The organism is Ferdinandcohnia sp. GQ5 (assembly GCF_059759275.1).
On the sequence record NZ_JCAXEW010000012.1, the window covers coordinates 119287 to 136736 of the forward strand.

Genomic DNA, 17450 nt, shown 5'->3' on the forward strand with positions numbered 1-17450 from the left:
GCATTTTTTTGTGAGAAACCCAGTATCGAACATAGGTAAAAAGGATTATGTCCTACTGACTGTAATCATGGTACGATTAACCAAAAGTGTAACAGAGAAGAGGGGTAGAATGAATCATGTTAAGGCATTTGTGGGTTGCTTTTTCATCGCGGTGTCTGCTTTTTTGTATGCTACAAAACATGTTACGGCTGCGATCATATCTTCAAATATGAATCGTCCAGACGTGAATTATTATGAGGGGGCATTCAAGGTTGTTGGATTTGGCATTAACTTTTGGATAATCGTATCCTTAATTGTTGGGATTGTTATTTTAATAAGCCTCATTACACAAGGAGCTACCTTTCCATTCAAAAAGAAAAATGCACTCGAAGAAAATCCCCACCAATGAAGATGGGGATTTTATAGAATAAACTTTATATGATTTAAAAAGGTTTTAAAATCATTAATGCTATGATAATCAAAAAGAGTGTATTTTCGATATGCTCAACTCGAAAAAGCGCCTTTGCCAGAGGATAGTATTCGGCAGGAATATCTTCACCTTGATGTGATTCTAATAAAGCTTTTACTGGCTTTGATTTAGGTGTAAGGGCGAATGGTCCCATCGCTAGCGCAACAAGAAATAGCAATAAGCTTGTCACATACCAGCCCATAGTAAATAGATAAGGATTAATAGCCCCCATTAAAAGTCCAGAAACGAGCAGGAGTATGCCACCGACCATGACAAATATGTGTAATCTATGTCTAATTGCATACGAATGTCTAAGCTCTGTCATCGTATCTCCCGACTTCACAACCGTTGTTAAAATAAAGCCAGGTCCCATTCCGAGGATGGCTGAAAAAATATGTATGAAAACAAGTATTCGATAAACAACATCCATTTTTTATGGTCCCCCATTTACAACATATTCCACTATTAATGATAGCACTATAATAAAAAAGATAAGTGATGTAACTCACAATTCCATATTCATAATCTTACTATTTTGTGACAGTAGTTTGCCAGTAAAAGATACGTGGTATAATAGGAAAGAAGTCCTTAAATTCTTAGAAAGGGGACAACATGGTGAAAAGTATCACAAAATTTTTATATATTGTATTAGGTTTTATTTTCTTTGGCCTTGGGATAGTAGGAATCGTATTGCCCATCATCCCAACTACGCCCCTGTTACTACTAGCATCATTCTTTTTTGTAAAAGGATCGGAAAAATTTGATCGGTGGTTTAAAGGGACTAGTATCTATAAAAAGCATTTAGAAGGTTTTGTGAAGCGGCGGGAAATGACATTAAAACAAAAGTTAACCATTTTGTTAACCGCAGATGCGATGATCGCAATTCCGTTTATTATTTTGGACAATATTTGGTTGAAATTATTTTTGGTCGCAGTTGTTATTTATAAATACTATTATTTCATCACAAAAATAAAAACGGTAGCACCTGAAGATTATGCATTACACCAGCAAGCGTTTTTTGAAAAAACAGGTCATAAATAGAGAAAACCCTTGTCCACCTCATAATGACAAGGGTTTTTTATGTATTTAGTTCACTTTACTAAACTCATGGACCCAAACTTTCATGTGAGGGAGCCATGGCATGCCAGGATGATAGGAAAGAATTGATTCTTTGTATTCGTCAACAGTATCAAAGCCTTCTCTTTTCGCATCCGCGTCTGTCAACTCACCTAGGGATTGTTCATATACACGGTCAATTTTAAATTGCTGACCTTCGAGAGTCATGATTTCTCCAACATCTGCATATCTACCATTTCGGCGTGTAGCTGTCTTTTTACCTTCTAGTACTTTCTTTATGTCTGACTCCATTGTCACAAGACGATCAATGGTACATGTTTTAGCTGGTAATTCATTATTTGGTGTAGTCATTAACAAGCTCCTTTCAACTTACAGATCTTAATATTATTTACTATACACTTTAACAAGGAATACCATTCTTGACAACTTATGAGGTAGTTCAAAAAGTCGGCCGGAAATGACACATCGAATTTCAGCGTACCTTGCTGCGAAGATGTCAACTCAAGCAGTTGCCACGCTCCTGTACTCGGGAGCTCGCACAGCCTTAAATTACAACGCACAGGACGAGGCGTTTAGTCGACGCGGTCCTTTACACCCTCCGTTTTGAGCACGCATTAGTTTGTTTTTCGATCAAAATACCTTCTCAAGCCTTCCCCTAGAATGGTAAAAGTAAACATCGTAAAGGAAATAGCAACACAAGTCCAAAATGGAATCCAAATAGAGCTAATCATGTCTTTTCTAGCTTGTCCAAGTAACGTTGGCCAGTTAAGACTAGTGTTTATCATCTCACCAACACCATAATTGGTTTGAACAAACACTTGTGAAAGAAACACACCAAAAATACCTAATTGCGCTATTAATAGACAGGTTCTCCCGATATCAATAAAGAAATTGACCATAATTGCAGGATATGTATTCGGTAGAATGTTTCCTAATGCTAGTCGAAGTGGGGAAATACCGACTGTGATTCCGGCCTCTATGTACGGTTTTCTTACAATTCTTTGAGTTTCCTCACGAATGATGTGACTTACTTTTCCAACCTCAATGAATGCTAAAAGTAAAACCGACCACCATAAGCGATTTTCATTCATTACAAGGGCTGGAATAGCCAATAAGAGCAGTGCCGAAAAAATAATCGGAATACTAGAAAAGACATTGTTCCAAGTCGTAACAATCCAAGAGAAAGGATTATTTTTACGTGTTGCTAGTAACCCAAGAGGGATGGCTAAACAATAGCGAATAATCACAATACCTAAGATGATTTTTAGTGTATCTTTCGCGCCGACGATGATCACACTTAATAAGTCTCTACCCTCATGGTCAGAGCCAAAAGGAGGTTGTTGCCCTGGTGAAAAAGGTGCTTTAAGCAAACCTTTACCACCGTCTAAAAAACGAATTCTACCTTCTTCAATACCTTCTTTAACATACGGTATATGTGGCCCCACAAAGGTAACGAGAAGAAGAATACTTAACATAAATATGCCTGTGATTAAAAACCAATTTCGATTTAACATAAAACACCCCTATTTTGGATCTAATCTCATTTTGAGTACTTGGCTTATCATATGAGCCACCATCACAAGTATCAGAAAGCTTATACAAATCCCAATGATTAGACCACGTTCATCGGCACCGCCACCTGGAGGGATAAAGTTGGTATATCCAATTGCCGAAAATAATCGATAGGCAGCTCCTTGGTAACCTAGTAAATACTCAACAACCAATAGGTTCGATAGAACAAATACCATTATTGATTGCAAATGGCTGGAAACCGTGATTAAGCAGGATCTCATCATATGATTGAGCAACACTTTATTTTTTGTGAATCCCTTAGCAAATGCCACTTGAATGTACGGTTCGCGGTCCTGCGTAAGAAGTGAAACCGACGTGATTCTAGCTACATAAAGCATTGGCGCAATCGATACGAGAATACTAGGTGCGATAAACTTCCACCAGGCTTCCGTTCCCATGATGCTAAAGTCCGGTACATATAATAGTAGAAAATAGCTTAAACAAATGATAATAAAAAAGTCAGGAACTCCTGAGAAGAACCAGGTCGCACCACTTCCTAAAAAGCTCTTTTTTGTATTCGTCCATCGATAGTCAAGAATCCCTTTTATAATTCCGAACACGACACTAAGAATAAACCCAATCAAAATGATTTTAAGACTTCTCGGAAAAAACTTTGCAATTTCATCTTCTGCTGATAGGGAGGCAAATTTCGTTCCTCCAAGACTTTTATTCTCATAAACATCTTTTAGAAATACACCTACATTCGTTGCATATTCTTTTAAATTAAAATGATAGGAATACTCAACAGTCATTGCCTTTCCGGAAAAATCAATACTAGGTTCGCGAGGGAAAAGTACAAATAATATCACACATAGAAATACACATAAATAAATCGCTAAAATCTTTCCGAACTCTTTCACAACCCCCACAAAAACATCCTCCTTTTCGAAAATGGCTACTATTCTAAATATATTCGAAATTCTAGTCCGTGTCATCACCGATTTGTCGTTTAGTTAGTTCTATAGTTCTATATAAGGTTCATAAAATGTAACGATACACATTCATCAAAGGGGGAAAATCAATTCTATATTTCTTTTAGACTATCATTGTGATAATATAGTAAAAAAGTTAACTATTAAAAATTTTATAAAAAATGAAAGGGGTTACATGGGTGAAGAAAATTACAGTTTTTTTAATCATGCTTGTATTTCTCTTCTTGGCAGCTTGTGGAACTAGTGATACAAGTGAGACCGGCGGAGAAAAAGAAGGAGAAGAAACTGGCAAAAAGACACTTAAGGTTATGACAGATGCGGCATACGCACCATTCGAGTTTATGGAAGGTGACAAAATCGTTGGTTTCGAAATCGATGTTCTTAATGCTGTAGCTGAGGAGGCAGGCTACGAACTTGATATTAAACATACAGGTTGGGATCCAATTTTTGTTGAATTAAATAAAGGTTCTTATGATATGGCGATATCGTCAATTTCAATCACCGAAGACCGTAAGAAGGAGTATCTATTTACGATTCCGTTTTTCCTATCAACTAATAAAATTATGATCCCTGAAGATAGTAATATTCAGACAGCTGATGATTTGAAAGGGAAAAAGGTAGCGGTTCAAGCATCGACCACTGGACATTTTGCGGTTGAAAAGGTACTTGGTGAAAAGCATCCTGATATTAAAGCATTTGAAAATAATAACTTAGCCATTCTTGAGCTTGAAAGCGGTGGAGCTGATGCAGTTGTAGCCGATAACGGTGTTATTGAATACTACGCAGCGCAAAATCCAGACAAAAAGCTAAAGGTAGTTGGAGACAAAGACACATTTGATGCTGAGTTCTACGGCATGATGTTCCCTAAGGGCAGTGATAACTTAAAAGCTGATCTCGATAAAGCAATTGAATCAATTATTGAAAGCGGAAAGTACACAGAAATTTATAAAGAATGGTTTGGGGCAGAGCCAGACTTAGAAGCATTGAAGGCAGAACAAGAAGCTTCGAAATAAACGAGTGAAAAATTGCGTAACGACTTCATTGTGTTACGCAATTTTTGGCTTATCAAAAGGGGGACACACCATGGATTTTAGGTTTGATATAATCATAGATTACCTTCCCTATTTTGGGAAAGGAGCATTATTAACCATCGGCTTATCAATTGCCGGAATTTTACTTGGGACAATCCTAGGGCTATTTATTGGCATTGGAAAAATGATTCGTAATAAATGGATTGCTCTTCCATTTATGTTTTACGTAACTTTCTTCCGCGGGACACCACTACTCGTCCAAATCTTTTTAGTTCACTTTGGGGTTGTTCCACTATTTTTAGGTGGAACAAACGGAATTGTCGCAGGTGTTATTGCACTTACATTAAATGCTTCAGCCTACATAGCGGAGATTTTTAGAGCAGGTATCCAATCCCTTGACCGTGGGCAAATGGAAGCCGCTCGCTCATTGGGAATGACACATGCTCAAGCGATGAGATATGTCATTATCCCTCAAGCATTTAAACGAATGATCCCTCCATTAGGAAACGAATTTGTTATTCTGATTAAAGATTCGTCCCTTCTTTCGGTAGTAGCAACTCCGGAATTAATGCACTGGGGCCGCATGATGACTGGCCAATATGCGCGGGTGTGGGAACCATATTTAACTGCAGCCTTCATTTATTTGATATTAACTCTTACATTGACAATCCTATTAAACTATCTTGAAAAGAGGTTGAAAACAGAATGATCAAAGTGGACAATATAAAAAAATCTTTTGGAAAGAATGAAGTGTTAAAAGGGATTTCAGTTGATATTCAGCCTCAAGAGGTTGTGGTTGTCATTGGTCCGTCGGGATCCGGGAAGTCTACCTTTTTACGTTGCATAAATTTATTGGAGACCATAGACGAAGGGCATGTTTTTATAGAGGGTGTCGACATTACTGATAAGAAAACAAATATCAATTCAATCAGAACAGATGTCGGTATGGTGTTCCAGCAGTTTAATTTATTTCCTCACAAAACCGTTATGGAGAATATTATGCTTTCGCCATTGATAGTAAAGAAGGTTTCGAATGAAAAGGCGTATAATAAAGGGATGGAGCTACTGAAAAAAGTTGGTCTTGCAGAGAAAGCGGACGCTTATCCGGATTCATTGTCTGGTGGTCAAAAACAGCGTGTTGCGATTGCACGAGCACTTGCCATGGAACCTAGAATCATGCTTTTTGATGAACCAACCTCTGCTCTTGACCCTGAAATGGTTGGAGAAGTTTTAGAGGTTATGAAGCAACTGGCACGAGAAGGAATGACAATGGTGGTCGTGACCCATGAAATGGGCTTCGCTCGTGAAGTGGGTGACCGTGTTCTTTTCATGGATGGTGGATATATTGTTGAGGAGAATCGACCAAAGGAGTTATTTGAAAATCCACAACATGACCGGACAAAAGCATTCTTAAGTAAAGTACTGTAAATGGGGATACCTGGCATCATTTTGTGTCAGGTTATTTTTACTTTATTCCATTGAATAAAGTTAAGCCTCCGGCGGATGCCTCGATTTTTGAAAGGAAAATATTCGGGCTAGCTCGAAAAAAAATCGGGCGCGAATACGCCAAGGCGCATTTGATAGGAGGAGATCAACAACATGGACATGATTGAAAAAGCAATAATTGTTGCGAGTAAAGCACATGACGGGCAGTATCGCAAACTAACAAATATTCCATATATTACCCATCCGCTTGGGGTTGGCCTAATTTTAATGAAGATAAATGCGCGGACTGAACTAGTAGCTGCCGGAATACTACACGATACAGTTGAGGATACTGAGTTAACACTTTCTGATATTAGAGATGGCTTTGGTGATGAGGTAGCAGAACTTGTGGACGGTTGTTCAGAGCCAGATAAATCTCTGCCGTGGGAAGCAAGGAAAGAACATACCATTTCATTTCTAAGGGCGGCGTCAGAAGATAACCGAACAGTCGTATGTGCGGATAAGTTGCATAATATCCGGTCGATCATCCGCGATTATGAGGAGCAGGGTGATCAAGTTTGGCGCAGATTTAGCCGTGGCAAGGATAAACAAGAGTGGTATTACCGAAATGTAGCCGAAAGCCTAGGTCATGCCTCGACTTTTCCATTATTAGAAGAACTTAAAAAGGAAATCGATATATTGTTTGGTTAGGAATAACGGTGTCTCAAAGATAATCTTTGGGGCCTTTTTTATTATTGACCAGAGTGGTCAATAAGGGATATAATGGAATTGACCGAACTGGTCAATGTTAATTGGAGGTTTTACCATGCTTTTAAAATTTTTCAACTTAGAGCAAGAAAAACAAGAACGAATCTTGAATGCAGCCACCAAAGAGTTTGCTGAAAAAAACTATGCGAATGCATCAACAAATGAAATTGTTAAGCAAGCGGGTATTTCAAAGGGGCTGTTGTTTCATTATTTTAAAAATAAAAAAGAACTATATCTCTTCTTATATGACTATTATTTAGAGTTACTGGTTAATGACTTATTTGCCAATATTGACCTTGATGAGCCTGATATTTTTAATAAATACCGCAGTATAACATTGATTAAATTTGAACTAATGAAAAAACACCCAGAGATGTTTACCTTTATAAGACTTGCCTTTGAGGAAGATTCCCCCGAGATTAAGATTGAACTTGAAAAAAGAAACAAGGATATCCTTAAAAGTAGTTATTCGAAGCTGGCTAGTTCGATTGATGTATCAAAATTCAAGGAAGGAATCGATATTCCAAAAGCAATGAATATTATTTTTTGGTCACTTGAGGCCTTCGGTTATCAAAAGCAAGAACAAACAAAAGAGATCCCGTTAGACCAGTTAAATATTGAAGACCTGCTTGAAGAAATGGACGAATATATCGAAATGCTAAAATTAGCATTTTACAAATAATGTAGGGAGGTCTAGATAAATGAATGTCATTGAAATTCAAAACTTAACAAAGATGTATGGAAAGTCACGGGGAATTGAAGATATTAGCTTCCATGTGGAGGAAGGAGAGATTTTCGGATTTATTGGGCCGAATGGTGCCGGAAAGTCCACAACTATTCGAACCATGTTATCACTCATCTACCCGACAAGTGGAAGTGCAAAAATCTTTGGGAAAGACACAGTTCAATTCTCGTCTGAAATTAAAAAGGAAATTGGTTATCTTCCATCAGAAGTCTTTTACTATGACAATATGAAAGTGAAGGACCTGCTTAAGTATTCGGCAAGCTTTTATAAAAAGGATTGCTCCAAGAGAATCAAAGAACTGACTGAGATTATGGAACTCGACCTTAATCGTAAAATTGATGATCTATCTCTTGGAAACAAGAAAAAGGTTGGGATTGTCCAAGGTCTTCTCCATGAACCAAAGCTTGTGATTCTTGATGAGCCAACGAGTGGTCTTGATCCATTAATGCAACAGCGCTTTTTTGATTTGCTAGAGGAAGAAAATAAAAAAGGTGTGACGATTCTTTTCTCTTCCCACATTTTAAGCGAGGTTCAAAGACTGTGTGACAGGGTTGCTATTATCAAAGAAGGTAAAATTGTAACCGTTGAAAAGATTAGTACTTTAAAAGATAACAATTTTAAAAGATTTGTGGTTGAACCATTAGCTCCGATTGAAAAAAGCTATTTTTCAATTCCGGGGGTAAGTGATTTAGAAGTTACTGATAAGAAAATTAGCTTTCTGTTTAAAGGTAATATCAATACAGTAATGGAAAAAGTCGCCGGTATAGAGATTACCAATCTGTCCGTAACAGAGCCAGACCTTGAGGAGATTTTCATGCATTATTACGAGAAGGAGGCCTAAAATGATATGAACGTCTTTTTTCATGAATGTAGGGCCTATCGAAAAACCACGCTCATTTGGACATTGTCGCTCGTTGGAATCATGGTCTTGTTTATGTCGATGTTTCCAACGATTGCAAAGGATATTGAAGATTATAAAAAGGTGTTGGATGGTTTTCCAGATGCAATGAAACAAGCATTAGGACTACAGGTTGATACCTTTGGTTCCGTTCTCGGATTTTACTCCTACGTGTTTGTGTATATTAGCCTTTGTGGGGCGATCCAGGCAATGAATTTTGGCACAGCCATTGTGTCAAAGGAAGTAAGAGAGAAGACAGCTGACTTCTTACTAACAAAACCAATCACAAGAAATACGATTTTAACGGCAAAAGTTTTGGCTGCATTTACTTCCATTCTGTTCACAAGCATTGTATATTTAGTTGCCTCGTGGCTTATGGTAGCTGCAGTTGCAACGGATGAATACAGTACAAAAGCCTTTTTACTTATTTCGATTTCGTTGTTTTTATTGCAAGTCATTTTTCTTGCGATAGGGATTTTCCTTTCCGTTTACTTACCAAAAATCAAATCGGTACTCTCCGTTTCTTTAGGAACTGTTTTTGCTTTTTTTATTATTGGAATGCTTAGTTCAAGTAGTGCTGAATTTAAACGGTATCTGTCTCCTTTTAAATACTTTGATTCGTACTATATGATTGAACACACAAGATATGAGGGAGCTTTTTTATTAGTTGGATTAGGGATTGTGGTTGTTGCAATTATCGCGAGCTATATCTACTATACGAAAAAAGATATCCATTCTGTATAAGAAAGGGGGGACTTTGCATGAATGTATTTTTAAGAGAAATGAAGGCATACCGTAAGTCTCTCATCATTTGGAGCATTGGACTTGTCCTTTTAATATACATGGGAAACACTGAATACTCAAGCCTTTCTTCATCTGGGCAATCCTTGAATGAACTTGTTGAGTCGATGCCAAAAGCTCTTCAAGCATTAATGGGGACGGGTACGTTAGATTTATCGACCCCGATAGGGTATTTCGCGGTTCTGTATTTATATTTGCTTTTGATGGCGACAATACATGCCTCGATGATGGGGGCTTCAATCATTGCAAAGGAAGAGCGGGATAAGACCTTTGAATTTTTATTTGTAAAACCCATTACACGTACGAAGGTAATTACCATGAAGCTAGTAGCAGCTTTTATAAATCTTGTCGTTTTTAACGCTGTTACAACCATTGCAACGATTTTGATTTTTGAAATGGATCATGGGATTGAGGATCTACTTAAGTTAATGGGCGGAATGTTTATTTTACAAATCCTATTTTTAGTGCTTGGTTCTGCACTTGCAGCAACTATCCGGAAGCCGAAACGAGCAGCACCCATTGCTACAGGAATCCTGCTACTAACATTTATTTTATCGATTGTCATTGATTTAAGTGAAAAACTTGAAGTCCTTAAATATGTTGTTCCATTCAAATATTTTACAGCGGAAAATATGCTAACTGGGGATGGGTTTGAGGCTGTTTTCGTCATGATCTCCGTTTGTTTGACCGTCATTTTAACAGCACTAACCTATGTTTTTTATAAAAAAAGAGATCTGAACGTGTAATAAGGAGCAGACTACTGCTCCTTAGAAGGTTATTCATTTTTATAATTTAAATTTAAAATGGGTACGCCTAAAAAGCGTTTGATTGCAAAGGCACATGCACCCATTCGAACGGTTCTTTTGCCTAAAGTTGAAACCGATAATTCACGATAGTGACTGATAGAAGAGGATAAATTCTCTTCTATTTTTTTTATAGAATCAGGGTAAAGACGTAAGATTTCTCCATCAAGTATAATTGTATCGGGATTATACATGTTGATCATATTATTTAATCCAATGGATAGGTAGTAAATAAAGTGTTCGAGACGCTCAAGGATCTCCTTGTCATTTTCCTCAATTAGCTCTTTCAAGTCATCATATGTAAAAGAGGAAAGACCTTTTTCCACTCTTATATTTTCTAAAAAGACGGACTCTGAAGCATATTGTTCCCAGCACCCTTCATTACCACAAGAACATGAGCGTCCGTGTGGAACGACGATCATATGACCGATTTCACCTGCAAACCCGTCATTTCCGCGAAAGAAATGATTGTCCATAATGATCCCAAGCCCGATTCCAGAATAAATCGTGGTGCATAATAGGCTGTTGGTTTCATGGTGAAGAAATACCCTTTCAGCAAAAGCGGACATATTTGCATTGTTTTCGATATGTATCTCGAGCTCGCATGCTTTTTCAAGGTCTTCCTTCAAATTAACAGAACGCCACAAGAATCGAGGCACAAAATGAATCTTTTCATCTTTTCCAACAAGTCCGTGAATTGCAATTACGACACCGATAATACCATAACGATTATCACTGTATTCCTCATCAAGTAAATTGATTTGTTCAATTAATATCTGAAGAATGTCCTCATAGGCTCGGTTTTTACATTCGATCGTCTTTTCGAAAACAAGCCTCCCAAGCAAGTCCGATATTGTGAATGAGATATGGTTGTAGTCCACATCTATTCCCAGCGCATATCCGGCCCTAGCGTTTAATGAAAGCATAATTGGCTTTCGCCCAACATTATTATGCTCTAGCTGAGTTTCAATGATTAAGTCTTCATCTAATAAATCAGCAACCTGTGCAGAAACGGTGGCCCTTGTAAGTGCTGTTGCTTTGGAAATGTCAGCCCTTGAGATCATGCCTTCTTGAACTATTTTTTCTAAAATAAGCGAGCGATTTATTTTTTTTATATATGCTGCATCTCCAGTAATCATACAAATCCTCCATCTGGTAGTTGGTACAACAAAATTTTAAAAAGAAGATTTCATCATTAAGTTATACATAATGAATGGCAATATGTGAAGTTTTTTCTATGATGACGCTTTCAAAAAAACTAAATTTACATTTGACATAATTGTTTGTATTTAGATAATTGACGAATAAAGGCTAGGGTGGTACATTATAAATGGTTATAATTTGTTTAGTGAACGAATTAATTATACAACTTATTTTTAAGATTGAAAAGATTTGATTTTTTAGGTAGGGTATAAAAAGGAAACATAATAGTATTACTATTTTAATAGTTTAGGAGTGTGGTTACATGAAAACAGCTTTAAATAACAAAGAATTAGATTTGTTAGCAATTAATACGATTCGAACTCTATCAATTGATGGTGTAGAGAAAGCAAATTCTGGACACCCAGGAATGCCAATGGGTGCAGCTCCAATGGCTTACACTCTTTGGGCAAAAGAAATGAATCATAACCCTGCAAATCCAAACTGGTTCAACCGCGACCGCTTTGTATTATCAGCTGGACATGGTTCCATGCTTTTATATAGCTTACTACATTTATTCGGTTACGATGTAACTATGGATGATTTGAAAGCTTTCCGTCAATGGGGAAGTAGAACTCCAGGACATCCTGAGTTTGGTCATACTCCAGGTGTTGAAGCAACTACAGGTCCACTTGGCCAAGGTGTTGCAATGTCTGTTGGTATGGCAATGGCAGAAAGACATCTTGCTGAAACTTATAACAAAGACAATTATGAATTAGTTAACCACTTTACATATGCAATTTGTGGTGATGGAGACTTAATGGAAGGTGTTTCCGCAGAAGCAGCTTCACTAGCTGGTCACTTAAAATTAGGTCGTCTTATCGTGATGTACGATTCAAACGATATTTCATTAGATGGTGATTTAAACCTTTCTTTCTCTGAAAGTGTTGAAGATCGCTTTAAAGCATACGGCTGGCAAGTAATCCGCGTTGAAAATGGTAATGATACAGAAGAAATTCAAAAAGCATTACAAGAAGCAAAAGCTGATCTAAACCGTCCAACATTAATTGAAGTTAAAACAACAATCGGTTTCGGTTCCCCAAACAAAGGTGGAAAATCGGCTTCACACGGTGCTCCACTTGGTAAAGATGAAGTTACTTTAACAAAAGAATCATACGGCTGGACTTATGAAGAGCCATTCTTCGTACCAGAAGAAGTGAAAGAACACTACAGCCAATTCGTAGAAGCTGGCAAGCAAAAAGAAAGTGTTTGGAATGAATTATTTGCAGAATATAAAAAAGCATACCCTGAATTAGCAACTCAATTTGAAATGGCATTAAATGGCGAGCTGCCTGAGAACTGGGAAGCTTCATTACCAAGCTTTGAAGCTGGATCTTCAGTTGCAACTCGTGATGCTTCAGGTAAAGCATTAAATGCTGCTGCTACTGCAATTCCACAATTAATCGGTGGTTCAGCAGACTTAGCAGGATCAAACAAAACCCTTATCACTTCTGAAAAGAACTATGCAATCGACAGCTTTGCTGCTCGTAACATCTGGTTTGGTGTTAGAGAATTTGCAATGGGTGCGGCTATCAACGGTATGGCACTTCACGGTGGCGTAAAAGTATTCGGAGCAACTTTCTTCGTATTCTCTGATTACCTACGTCCAGCAATCCGTCTAGCAGCTTTAATGAAGCTACCTGTAACATATGTATTTACACATGATTCAATTGCAGTTGGTGAAGACGGCCCAACTCATGAGCCTGTTGAGCAATTAGCTGCATTACGTGCAATGCCAGGTCTTTCTATTCTACGTCCAGCTGACGCAAAAGAAACAGCTGCAGCATGGCGCTTAGCAGTTGAAAGTACTGACACACCAACAGCACTTGTATTAACTCGTCAAGGTTTACCTACTTTAGAGCTTGATCAAGAAGTTGTATATGAAGGTGTTAAAAAAGGTGCTTACGTTGTTTCTGAAGCAAAAGGAGAAGTTGCGGGTCTATTACTTGCAACAGGTTCTGAAGTTTCATTAGCAATTGAAGCTCAAAAAGAGCTTGAAAAAGAGGGCATTTTTGTATCAGTAGTAAGTATGCCAAGCTGGGATCGCTTCGAAAAGCAATCTGCAGAATACAAAGAATCAGTTCTTCCAAAAGCTGTTAAGGCTCGTCTTGGAATCGAAATGGCTTCTCCACTAGGATGGAAAGAATTCGTTGGCGACCAAGGTAAAGTTCTTGCAGTTAACACATTTGGAGCATCTGCACCAGCTGGTAAACTTCTACAAGAATACGGCTTTACTGTAGAGAATGTAGTAAAGAACTTTAAAGAAGTACTGTAATTTTTTACTAACTCATTTGACCCACCAATAAGTATAGGTGAGTCAAATGTTTCTAACAATATGGAAGATAAGATACTGGAGGGAAAAAGAAATGAAATTTTTTATCGATACAGCTAATCTAGATGACATTAAAAAAGCGTATAAAATGGGTGTACTATCTGGTGTTACAACGAACCCATCACTTGTTGTAAAAGAAGGCGTTAAATTCGAAGACCGCATTGCTGAAATCCTTCAAGCTGTGCCAGAAGTTGAAAGTGTATCTGCTGAAGTATCTCCAGATGCTGAAACTGCTGAACAAATGATCGCAGAAGCTGAAGAGCTTATCAAAATCAACGGTGGCGACAAAAACATCACTATCAAAGTTCCAATGACAGTGGCTGGATTAGAAGCAACTCGTTACCTTTCTCAAAAAGGTGTTAAAACGAACGTTACATTAATTTTCACGATGAACCAAGCTCTATTAGCAGCTCGTGCTGGTGCAACTTATGTATCTCCATTCTTAGGTCGTCTTGACGACATCTCTGAAGATGGCGTACAGCTTGTAGCAAAAATTGCAGAGCTATTCCGTGTTCACAACCTAGACTCTCAAATCATCGCTGCATCTGTAAGACACCCAGACCACGTTACTCGTGTAGCTCTAGCTGGTGCGCACATTGCAACGATTCCATACTCTGTAATTGAGCAACTTACTAAGCACCCACTTACAGACCAAGGCTTAGAAAAATTCGCAGCTGACTGGGTAAAAGCAGTAAAATAATTGTTTTTTTATATGGAACCCCGATTCGCTTTAAGAGTGGATTGGGGTTTTTTGGTTTGGGGATAATTAGTTAGTAGATTTTGTGTTTGTGCCCAAGGCTTGTTATCGGGATTGGTGAAAGGGAAAAGGGGCTAGAAATTAGTAATGAATCTCCTTCATCAAGTGAATGAAGAGGAATAAGTCCGGTGAAATAGACTTGAATCCCCTTCAACGGATGAATGAAGAGGAAATTGCTTAAGGAATTAGCTCTGAATCCCCTTCATCGAGCGTATGAAGAGGGAAAGAGCTGATAAAAAGTTGCTGAATCCTCTTCATGGAGTGGATGAAGAGGAAAAGCGCCGATGAAATGATGGTGAATCCCCTTCATTGAGTGTATGAAGGGGAAAAGCGCCGAAGAAAAGTTGGTGAATCTCCTTCATGGAGCAGATGAAGAGGGAAAGCGCCGATAAAAAGTTGGTGAATCCCCTTCATCGAGCGTATGAAGAGGAAAAGCGCCGATAAAAAGTTGGTGAATCCCCTTCATCGAGCGTATGAAGAGGAAAAGCACAGATGAAATGAAGGTGAATCCCCTTCATCAAGTGAATGAAGAGGAAAAGGGCCGATAAAAAGTTGGTGAATCCCCTTCATTGAGCGTATGAAGAGGAAAAGCGCCGATAAAAAGAAGGTGAATCCCCTTCATTGAGCGTATGAAGAGGAAAAGCGCCGATGAAATGTTGGTGAATCCCCTTCATCGAGAGTATGAAGAGGAAAAGCGCCGATAAAAAGTTGGTGAATCCCCTTCATCGAGAGTATGAAGAGGGAAAGAGCTGATAAAAAGTTGCTGAATCCTCTTCATAGAGTGGATGAAGAGGAAAAGCGCCGATGAAATGATGGTGAATCCCCTTCATTGAGTGTATGAAGGGGAAAAGCGCCGATGAAATGATGGTGAATCCCCTTCATTGAGTGTATGAAGGGGAAAAGCGCCGATAAAAAGAAGGTGAATCCCCTTCATTGAGTGTATGAAGGGGAAAAGCGCCGATAAAAAGTATGTGAATCCCCTTCATCGAGCGTATGAAGAGGAAAAGCACCGATAAAAAGTTGGTGAGTCCCCTTCATCGAGAGTATGAAGAGGAAAAGCGCCGATGAAATGTTGGTGAATCCCCTTCATCGAGCGTATGAAGAGGAAAAGAGTCGAAGATATAGTTCCGAATCCTCATCATGGAGCGTATGAAGAGGAAAAGCGCCGATAAAAAGAAGGTGAATCCCCTTCATCGAGCGTATGAAGGGGAAAAGCGCCGAAGAAAAGTAGGTGAATCCCCTTCATCAAGTGAATGAAGAGGAAAAGCGCCGATAAAATGTAGCAGAATCCTCTTCATCGAGCGAATGAAGAGGAAAAGCTCCCATGAAATGTTGGTGAATCCCCTTCATCGAGCGAATGAAGAGGAAAAGCGCCGATAAAAAGTAGGTGAATCCCCTTCATCGAGTGAATGAAGAGGGAAAGAGTCGATAAAAAGTAGGTGAATCCCCTTCATCGAGCGAATGAAGAGGAAAAGCGCCGATGAAATGTTGGTGAATCCCCTTCATCGAGCGAATGAAGAGGAAAAGAGTCGAAGATATAGTTCCGAATCCTCATCATGGAGCGTATGAAGAGGAAAAGTGCCGAGGAATTAGTAAGCAATTCCTTTCTATAGGTATCTCCAGCAAGCAAAACAAAAAAGCAACGTTTTATTTTCAAACAAAATATGCCCATTGGCGAACCCCTACCATAGTAAAATTCTTTGATAGAATGTTGCGTATTCTCTCTTTTGACTGTACGATCTTACACCACTCATAAATAGCATTGGTAGTAATCTTTTGCTCCGGGAATAGTATCATAAATTCTTTAACACTCCGTATTACAGCGTTAGCCGCCAACTCTTTATGCCCACACGCTTCACATCTACATATCCTACCTTCAACCACAACAGAAAATGAATCACATTTCTCACAAGTAATCCCTTTGCGAAGTTGCTCGTAATGGTAACTTGGAATCTTAGTAAATGGGGATTTGGTGATATGCAAAGACATTAATAAATCTGCTATTTTTTTCTGTTTTTCATTTATTTTTACAGGGTTTGTGTCCAATGTTTTCATGTGGTTCTTGATTTGAGTTGGAAAGATTACCGGTAAATTTAGGGGTGCTTGATAGAGAGTGAATGATGGATTGATAAAAATAACTGAAGCTTCAATAGGGAGGTGACATCCATGGCTGCGAAGTAACTGATTTAATAGAGTTTCGCTTCTACTTAATTGAAGTAGGGGGTTGCTCACTTCTTGTTTAGGTTTCTTGAATAATTTATTCGACTCATAATAGTAGTCGCCTTCATAATTTTTAACCTCATAAAAGTGAATTTTTCCATTGATCAGGTTAAGGTTGTCTATTTGGAAGATTGTGTTATTCACTTCCAATAACAAATCATTTAATAGTAGGCAATCGCTGTGAAGTTGTTCCGTCAAGATATCGAAGAGTAATTCTCCTTCGTATCCTTTTTTTAGATTTGAAAAGTACAGCATATCCTTGCTAGATAATTCACTTCGCTTGTCTAATAACTCGAGTAGAATTAGTTCATCCGGTTTTGTTCGGTGTTTTATAATCATAGCATACATCCTTTCTAGTAATTATCTTTATTATATTGGAAAATTTAGTAGATTCAAAGGAGAATATGTAATAAAAAATGGCCTGCATTTGAGCAGGCCAAA

The 17450-nt window shown here is 38.2% G+C and carries 18 protein-coding genes; 12 read left to right on the forward strand and 6 right to left on the reverse strand.

Annotation, left to right across the window (positions count from 1 at the left end):
• The first annotated feature begins 109 nt into the window (after nucleotides 1-109).
• Nucleotides 110-388: a hypothetical protein gene (locus AC6CHV_RS15785; protein WP_341329865.1), complete on the forward strand. Its 279-nt coding sequence runs from the start codon at nucleotides 110-112 to the stop codon at nucleotides 386-388.
• Nucleotides 389-422: 34 nt separating this feature from the next.
• Here AC6CHV_RS15785 and AC6CHV_RS15790 read toward each other — a convergent pair whose 3' ends face one another.
• Nucleotides 423-878, reverse strand: coding sequence for a DUF2269 family protein (locus AC6CHV_RS15790; protein ID WP_341329866.1), 456 nt, complete (start codon nucleotides 876-878; stop codon nucleotides 423-425).
• Between the two features lie 182 nt (nucleotides 879-1060).
• Here AC6CHV_RS15790 and AC6CHV_RS15795 point away from each other — a divergent pair, with 182 nt between their 5' ends.
• The gene (locus AC6CHV_RS15795; protein WP_341329867.1) at nucleotides 1061-1489 is read left to right on the forward strand and encodes a YbaN family protein; all 429 of its coding nucleotides are present in this window, start codon (nucleotides 1061-1063) and stop codon (nucleotides 1487-1489) included.
• A gap of 45 nt (nucleotides 1490-1534) precedes the next feature.
• Here the strand turns inward: AC6CHV_RS15795 and AC6CHV_RS15800 are convergent, their stop codons facing one another.
• The 3 genes from AC6CHV_RS15800 to AC6CHV_RS15810 form a co-directional block, all read right to left on the reverse strand.
• Nucleotides 1535-1876 carry an ASCH domain-containing protein gene (locus AC6CHV_RS15800; RefSeq protein ID WP_121446816.1) on the reverse strand — a complete coding sequence of 114 codons (342 nt, stop codon included), beginning with the start codon at nucleotides 1874-1876 and terminating at the stop codon, nucleotides 1535-1537.
• A 263-nt stretch (nucleotides 1877-2139) separates the two neighbouring features.
• A complete protein-coding gene (locus AC6CHV_RS15805) occupies nucleotides 2140-3039 on the reverse strand; it encodes an ABC transporter permease subunit (protein WP_498079186.1) in 900 nt (299 codons plus the stop codon).
• 9 nt (nucleotides 3040-3048) lie between these two features.
• Nucleotides 3049-3966, reverse strand: a complete 918-nt coding sequence (locus tag AC6CHV_RS15810) for an ABC transporter permease subunit (protein WP_341329869.1) — start codon at nucleotides 3964-3966, stop codon at nucleotides 3049-3051.
• A 242-nt stretch (nucleotides 3967-4208) separates the two neighbouring features.
• Between AC6CHV_RS15810 and AC6CHV_RS15815 the strand changes: the two genes are divergently transcribed.
• The 8 genes from AC6CHV_RS15815 to AC6CHV_RS15850 all read left to right on the forward strand — a co-directional run bounded on the left by AC6CHV_RS15815 (nucleotide 4209) and on the right by AC6CHV_RS15850 (nucleotide 10443).
• Nucleotides 4209-5042 carry a transporter substrate-binding domain-containing protein gene (locus AC6CHV_RS15815; RefSeq protein WP_498079187.1) on the forward strand — a complete coding sequence of 278 codons (834 nt, stop codon included), beginning with the start codon at nucleotides 4209-4211 and terminating at the stop codon, nucleotides 5040-5042.
• Nucleotides 5043-5112: 70 nt separating this feature from the next.
• Nucleotides 5113-5769 carry an ABC transporter permease subunit gene (locus tag AC6CHV_RS15820; RefSeq protein ID WP_498079188.1) on the forward strand — a complete coding sequence of 219 codons (657 nt, stop codon included), beginning with the start codon at nucleotides 5113-5115 and terminating at the stop codon, nucleotides 5767-5769.
• Nucleotides 5766-6488, forward strand: a complete 723-nt coding sequence (locus AC6CHV_RS15825) for an ATP-binding cassette domain-containing protein (protein WP_498079189.1) — start codon at nucleotides 5766-5768, stop codon at nucleotides 6486-6488. Before AC6CHV_RS15820 ends, AC6CHV_RS15825 begins: the two co-directional genes overlap by 4 nt.
• A 171-nt stretch (nucleotides 6489-6659) precedes the next feature.
• A complete protein-coding gene (locus tag AC6CHV_RS15830) occupies nucleotides 6660-7196 on the forward strand; it encodes an HD domain-containing protein (protein ID WP_341329873.1) in 537 nt (178 codons plus the stop codon).
• A 115-nt stretch (nucleotides 7197-7311) separates the two neighbouring features.
• Nucleotides 7312-7935 carry a TetR family transcriptional regulator gene (locus tag AC6CHV_RS15835; protein WP_498079190.1) on the forward strand — a complete coding sequence of 208 codons (624 nt, stop codon included), beginning with the start codon at nucleotides 7312-7314 and terminating at the stop codon, nucleotides 7933-7935.
• A gap of 19 nt (nucleotides 7936-7954) precedes the next feature.
• Nucleotides 7955-8839, forward strand: a complete 885-nt coding sequence (locus AC6CHV_RS15840; RefSeq protein WP_498079191.1) for an ATP-binding cassette domain-containing protein — start codon at nucleotides 7955-7957, stop codon at nucleotides 8837-8839.
• A 6-nt stretch (nucleotides 8840-8845) separates the two neighbouring features.
• Complete coding sequence (locus AC6CHV_RS15845; RefSeq protein WP_498079192.1) at nucleotides 8846-9640, forward strand: ABC transporter permease subunit; 795 nt, start codon at nucleotides 8846-8848, stop codon at nucleotides 9638-9640.
• Between the two features lie 17 nt (nucleotides 9641-9657).
• Nucleotides 9658-10443, forward strand: a complete 786-nt coding sequence (locus AC6CHV_RS15850; RefSeq protein ID WP_498079193.1) for a DUF2705 family protein — start codon at nucleotides 9658-9660, stop codon at nucleotides 10441-10443.
• Nucleotides 10444-10472: 29 nt separating this feature from the next.
• On the opposite strand, the gene AC6CHV_RS15855 is transcribed toward AC6CHV_RS15850, so the two are convergent.
• Nucleotides 10473-11639: an ROK family protein gene (locus tag AC6CHV_RS15855; RefSeq protein ID WP_498079194.1), complete on the reverse strand. Its 1167-nt coding sequence runs from the start codon at nucleotides 11637-11639 to the stop codon at nucleotides 10473-10475.
• 326 nt (nucleotides 11640-11965) lie between these two features.
• Between AC6CHV_RS15855 and tkt the strand changes: the two genes are divergently transcribed.
• Nucleotides 11966-13975: a transketolase gene (gene tkt, locus AC6CHV_RS15860; protein ID WP_341329879.1), complete on the forward strand. Its 2010-nt coding sequence runs from the start codon at nucleotides 11966-11968 to the stop codon at nucleotides 13973-13975.
• A 91-nt stretch (nucleotides 13976-14066) separates the two neighbouring features.
• Nucleotides 14067-14732: a fructose-6-phosphate aldolase gene (gene fsa, locus AC6CHV_RS15865; RefSeq protein WP_121446803.1), complete on the forward strand. Its 666-nt coding sequence runs from the start codon at nucleotides 14067-14069 to the stop codon at nucleotides 14730-14732.
• 1710 nt (nucleotides 14733-16442) lie between these two features.
• Here fsa and AC6CHV_RS15870 read toward each other — a convergent pair.
• The gene (locus tag AC6CHV_RS15870; protein ID WP_498079195.1) at nucleotides 16443-17348 is read right to left on the reverse strand and encodes an NERD domain-containing protein; all 906 of its coding nucleotides are present in this window, start codon (nucleotides 17346-17348) and stop codon (nucleotides 16443-16445) included.
• Between the last annotated feature and the right edge of the window lie 102 nt (nucleotides 17349-17450).

Excerpts from the sequence above, each read along its gene's own strand:
- AC6CHV_RS15805 (WP_498079186.1), bottom strand. The coding sequence starts at position 3,039 with ATGTTAAATCGAAATTGGTTTTTAATCACAGGCATATTTATGTTAAGT.
- AC6CHV_RS15820 (WP_498079188.1), top strand. The coding sequence starts at position 5,113 with ATGGATTTTAGGTTTGATATAATCATAGATTACCTTCCCTATTTTGGG.
- AC6CHV_RS15830 (WP_341329873.1), top strand. The coding sequence starts at position 6,660 with ATGGACATGATTGAAAAAGCAATAATTGTTGCGAGTAAAGCACATGAC.
- AC6CHV_RS15790 (WP_341329866.1), bottom strand. The coding sequence starts at position 878 with ATGGATGTTGTTTATCGAATACTTGTTTTCATACATATTTTTTCAGCC.
- tkt (WP_341329879.1), top strand. The coding sequence starts at position 11,966 with ATGAAAACAGCTTTAAATAACAAAGAATTAGATTTGTTAGCAATTAAT.
- AC6CHV_RS15825 (WP_498079189.1), top strand. The coding sequence starts at position 5,766 with ATGATCAAAGTGGACAATATAAAAAAATCTTTTGGAAAGAATGAAGTG.
- AC6CHV_RS15835 (WP_498079190.1), top strand. The coding sequence starts at position 7,312 with ATGCTTTTAAAATTTTTCAACTTAGAGCAAGAAAAACAAGAACGAATC.
- AC6CHV_RS15855 (WP_498079194.1), bottom strand. The coding sequence starts at position 11,639 with ATGATTACTGGAGATGCAGCATATATAAAAAAAATAAATCGCTCGCTT.
- AC6CHV_RS15800 (WP_121446816.1), bottom strand. The coding sequence starts at position 1,876 with ATGACTACACCAAATAATGAATTACCAGCTAAAACATGTACCATTGAT.
- AC6CHV_RS15870 (WP_498079195.1), bottom strand. The coding sequence starts at position 17,348 with ATGATTATAAAACACCGAACAAAACCGGATGAACTAATTCTACTCGAG.
- AC6CHV_RS15795 (WP_341329867.1), top strand. The coding sequence starts at position 1,061 with ATGGTGAAAAGTATCACAAAATTTTTATATATTGTATTAGGTTTTATT.
- fsa (WP_121446803.1), top strand. The coding sequence starts at position 14,067 with ATGAAATTTTTTATCGATACAGCTAATCTAGATGACATTAAAAAAGCG.
- AC6CHV_RS15840 (WP_498079191.1), top strand. The coding sequence starts at position 7,955 with ATGAATGTCATTGAAATTCAAAACTTAACAAAGATGTATGGAAAGTCA.
- AC6CHV_RS15785 (WP_341329865.1), top strand. The coding sequence starts at position 110 with ATGAATCATGTTAAGGCATTTGTGGGTTGCTTTTTCATCGCGGTGTCT.
- AC6CHV_RS15850 (WP_498079193.1), top strand. The coding sequence starts at position 9,658 with ATGAATGTATTTTTAAGAGAAATGAAGGCATACCGTAAGTCTCTCATC.
- AC6CHV_RS15845 (WP_498079192.1), top strand. The coding sequence starts at position 8,846 with ATGAACGTCTTTTTTCATGAATGTAGGGCCTATCGAAAAACCACGCTC.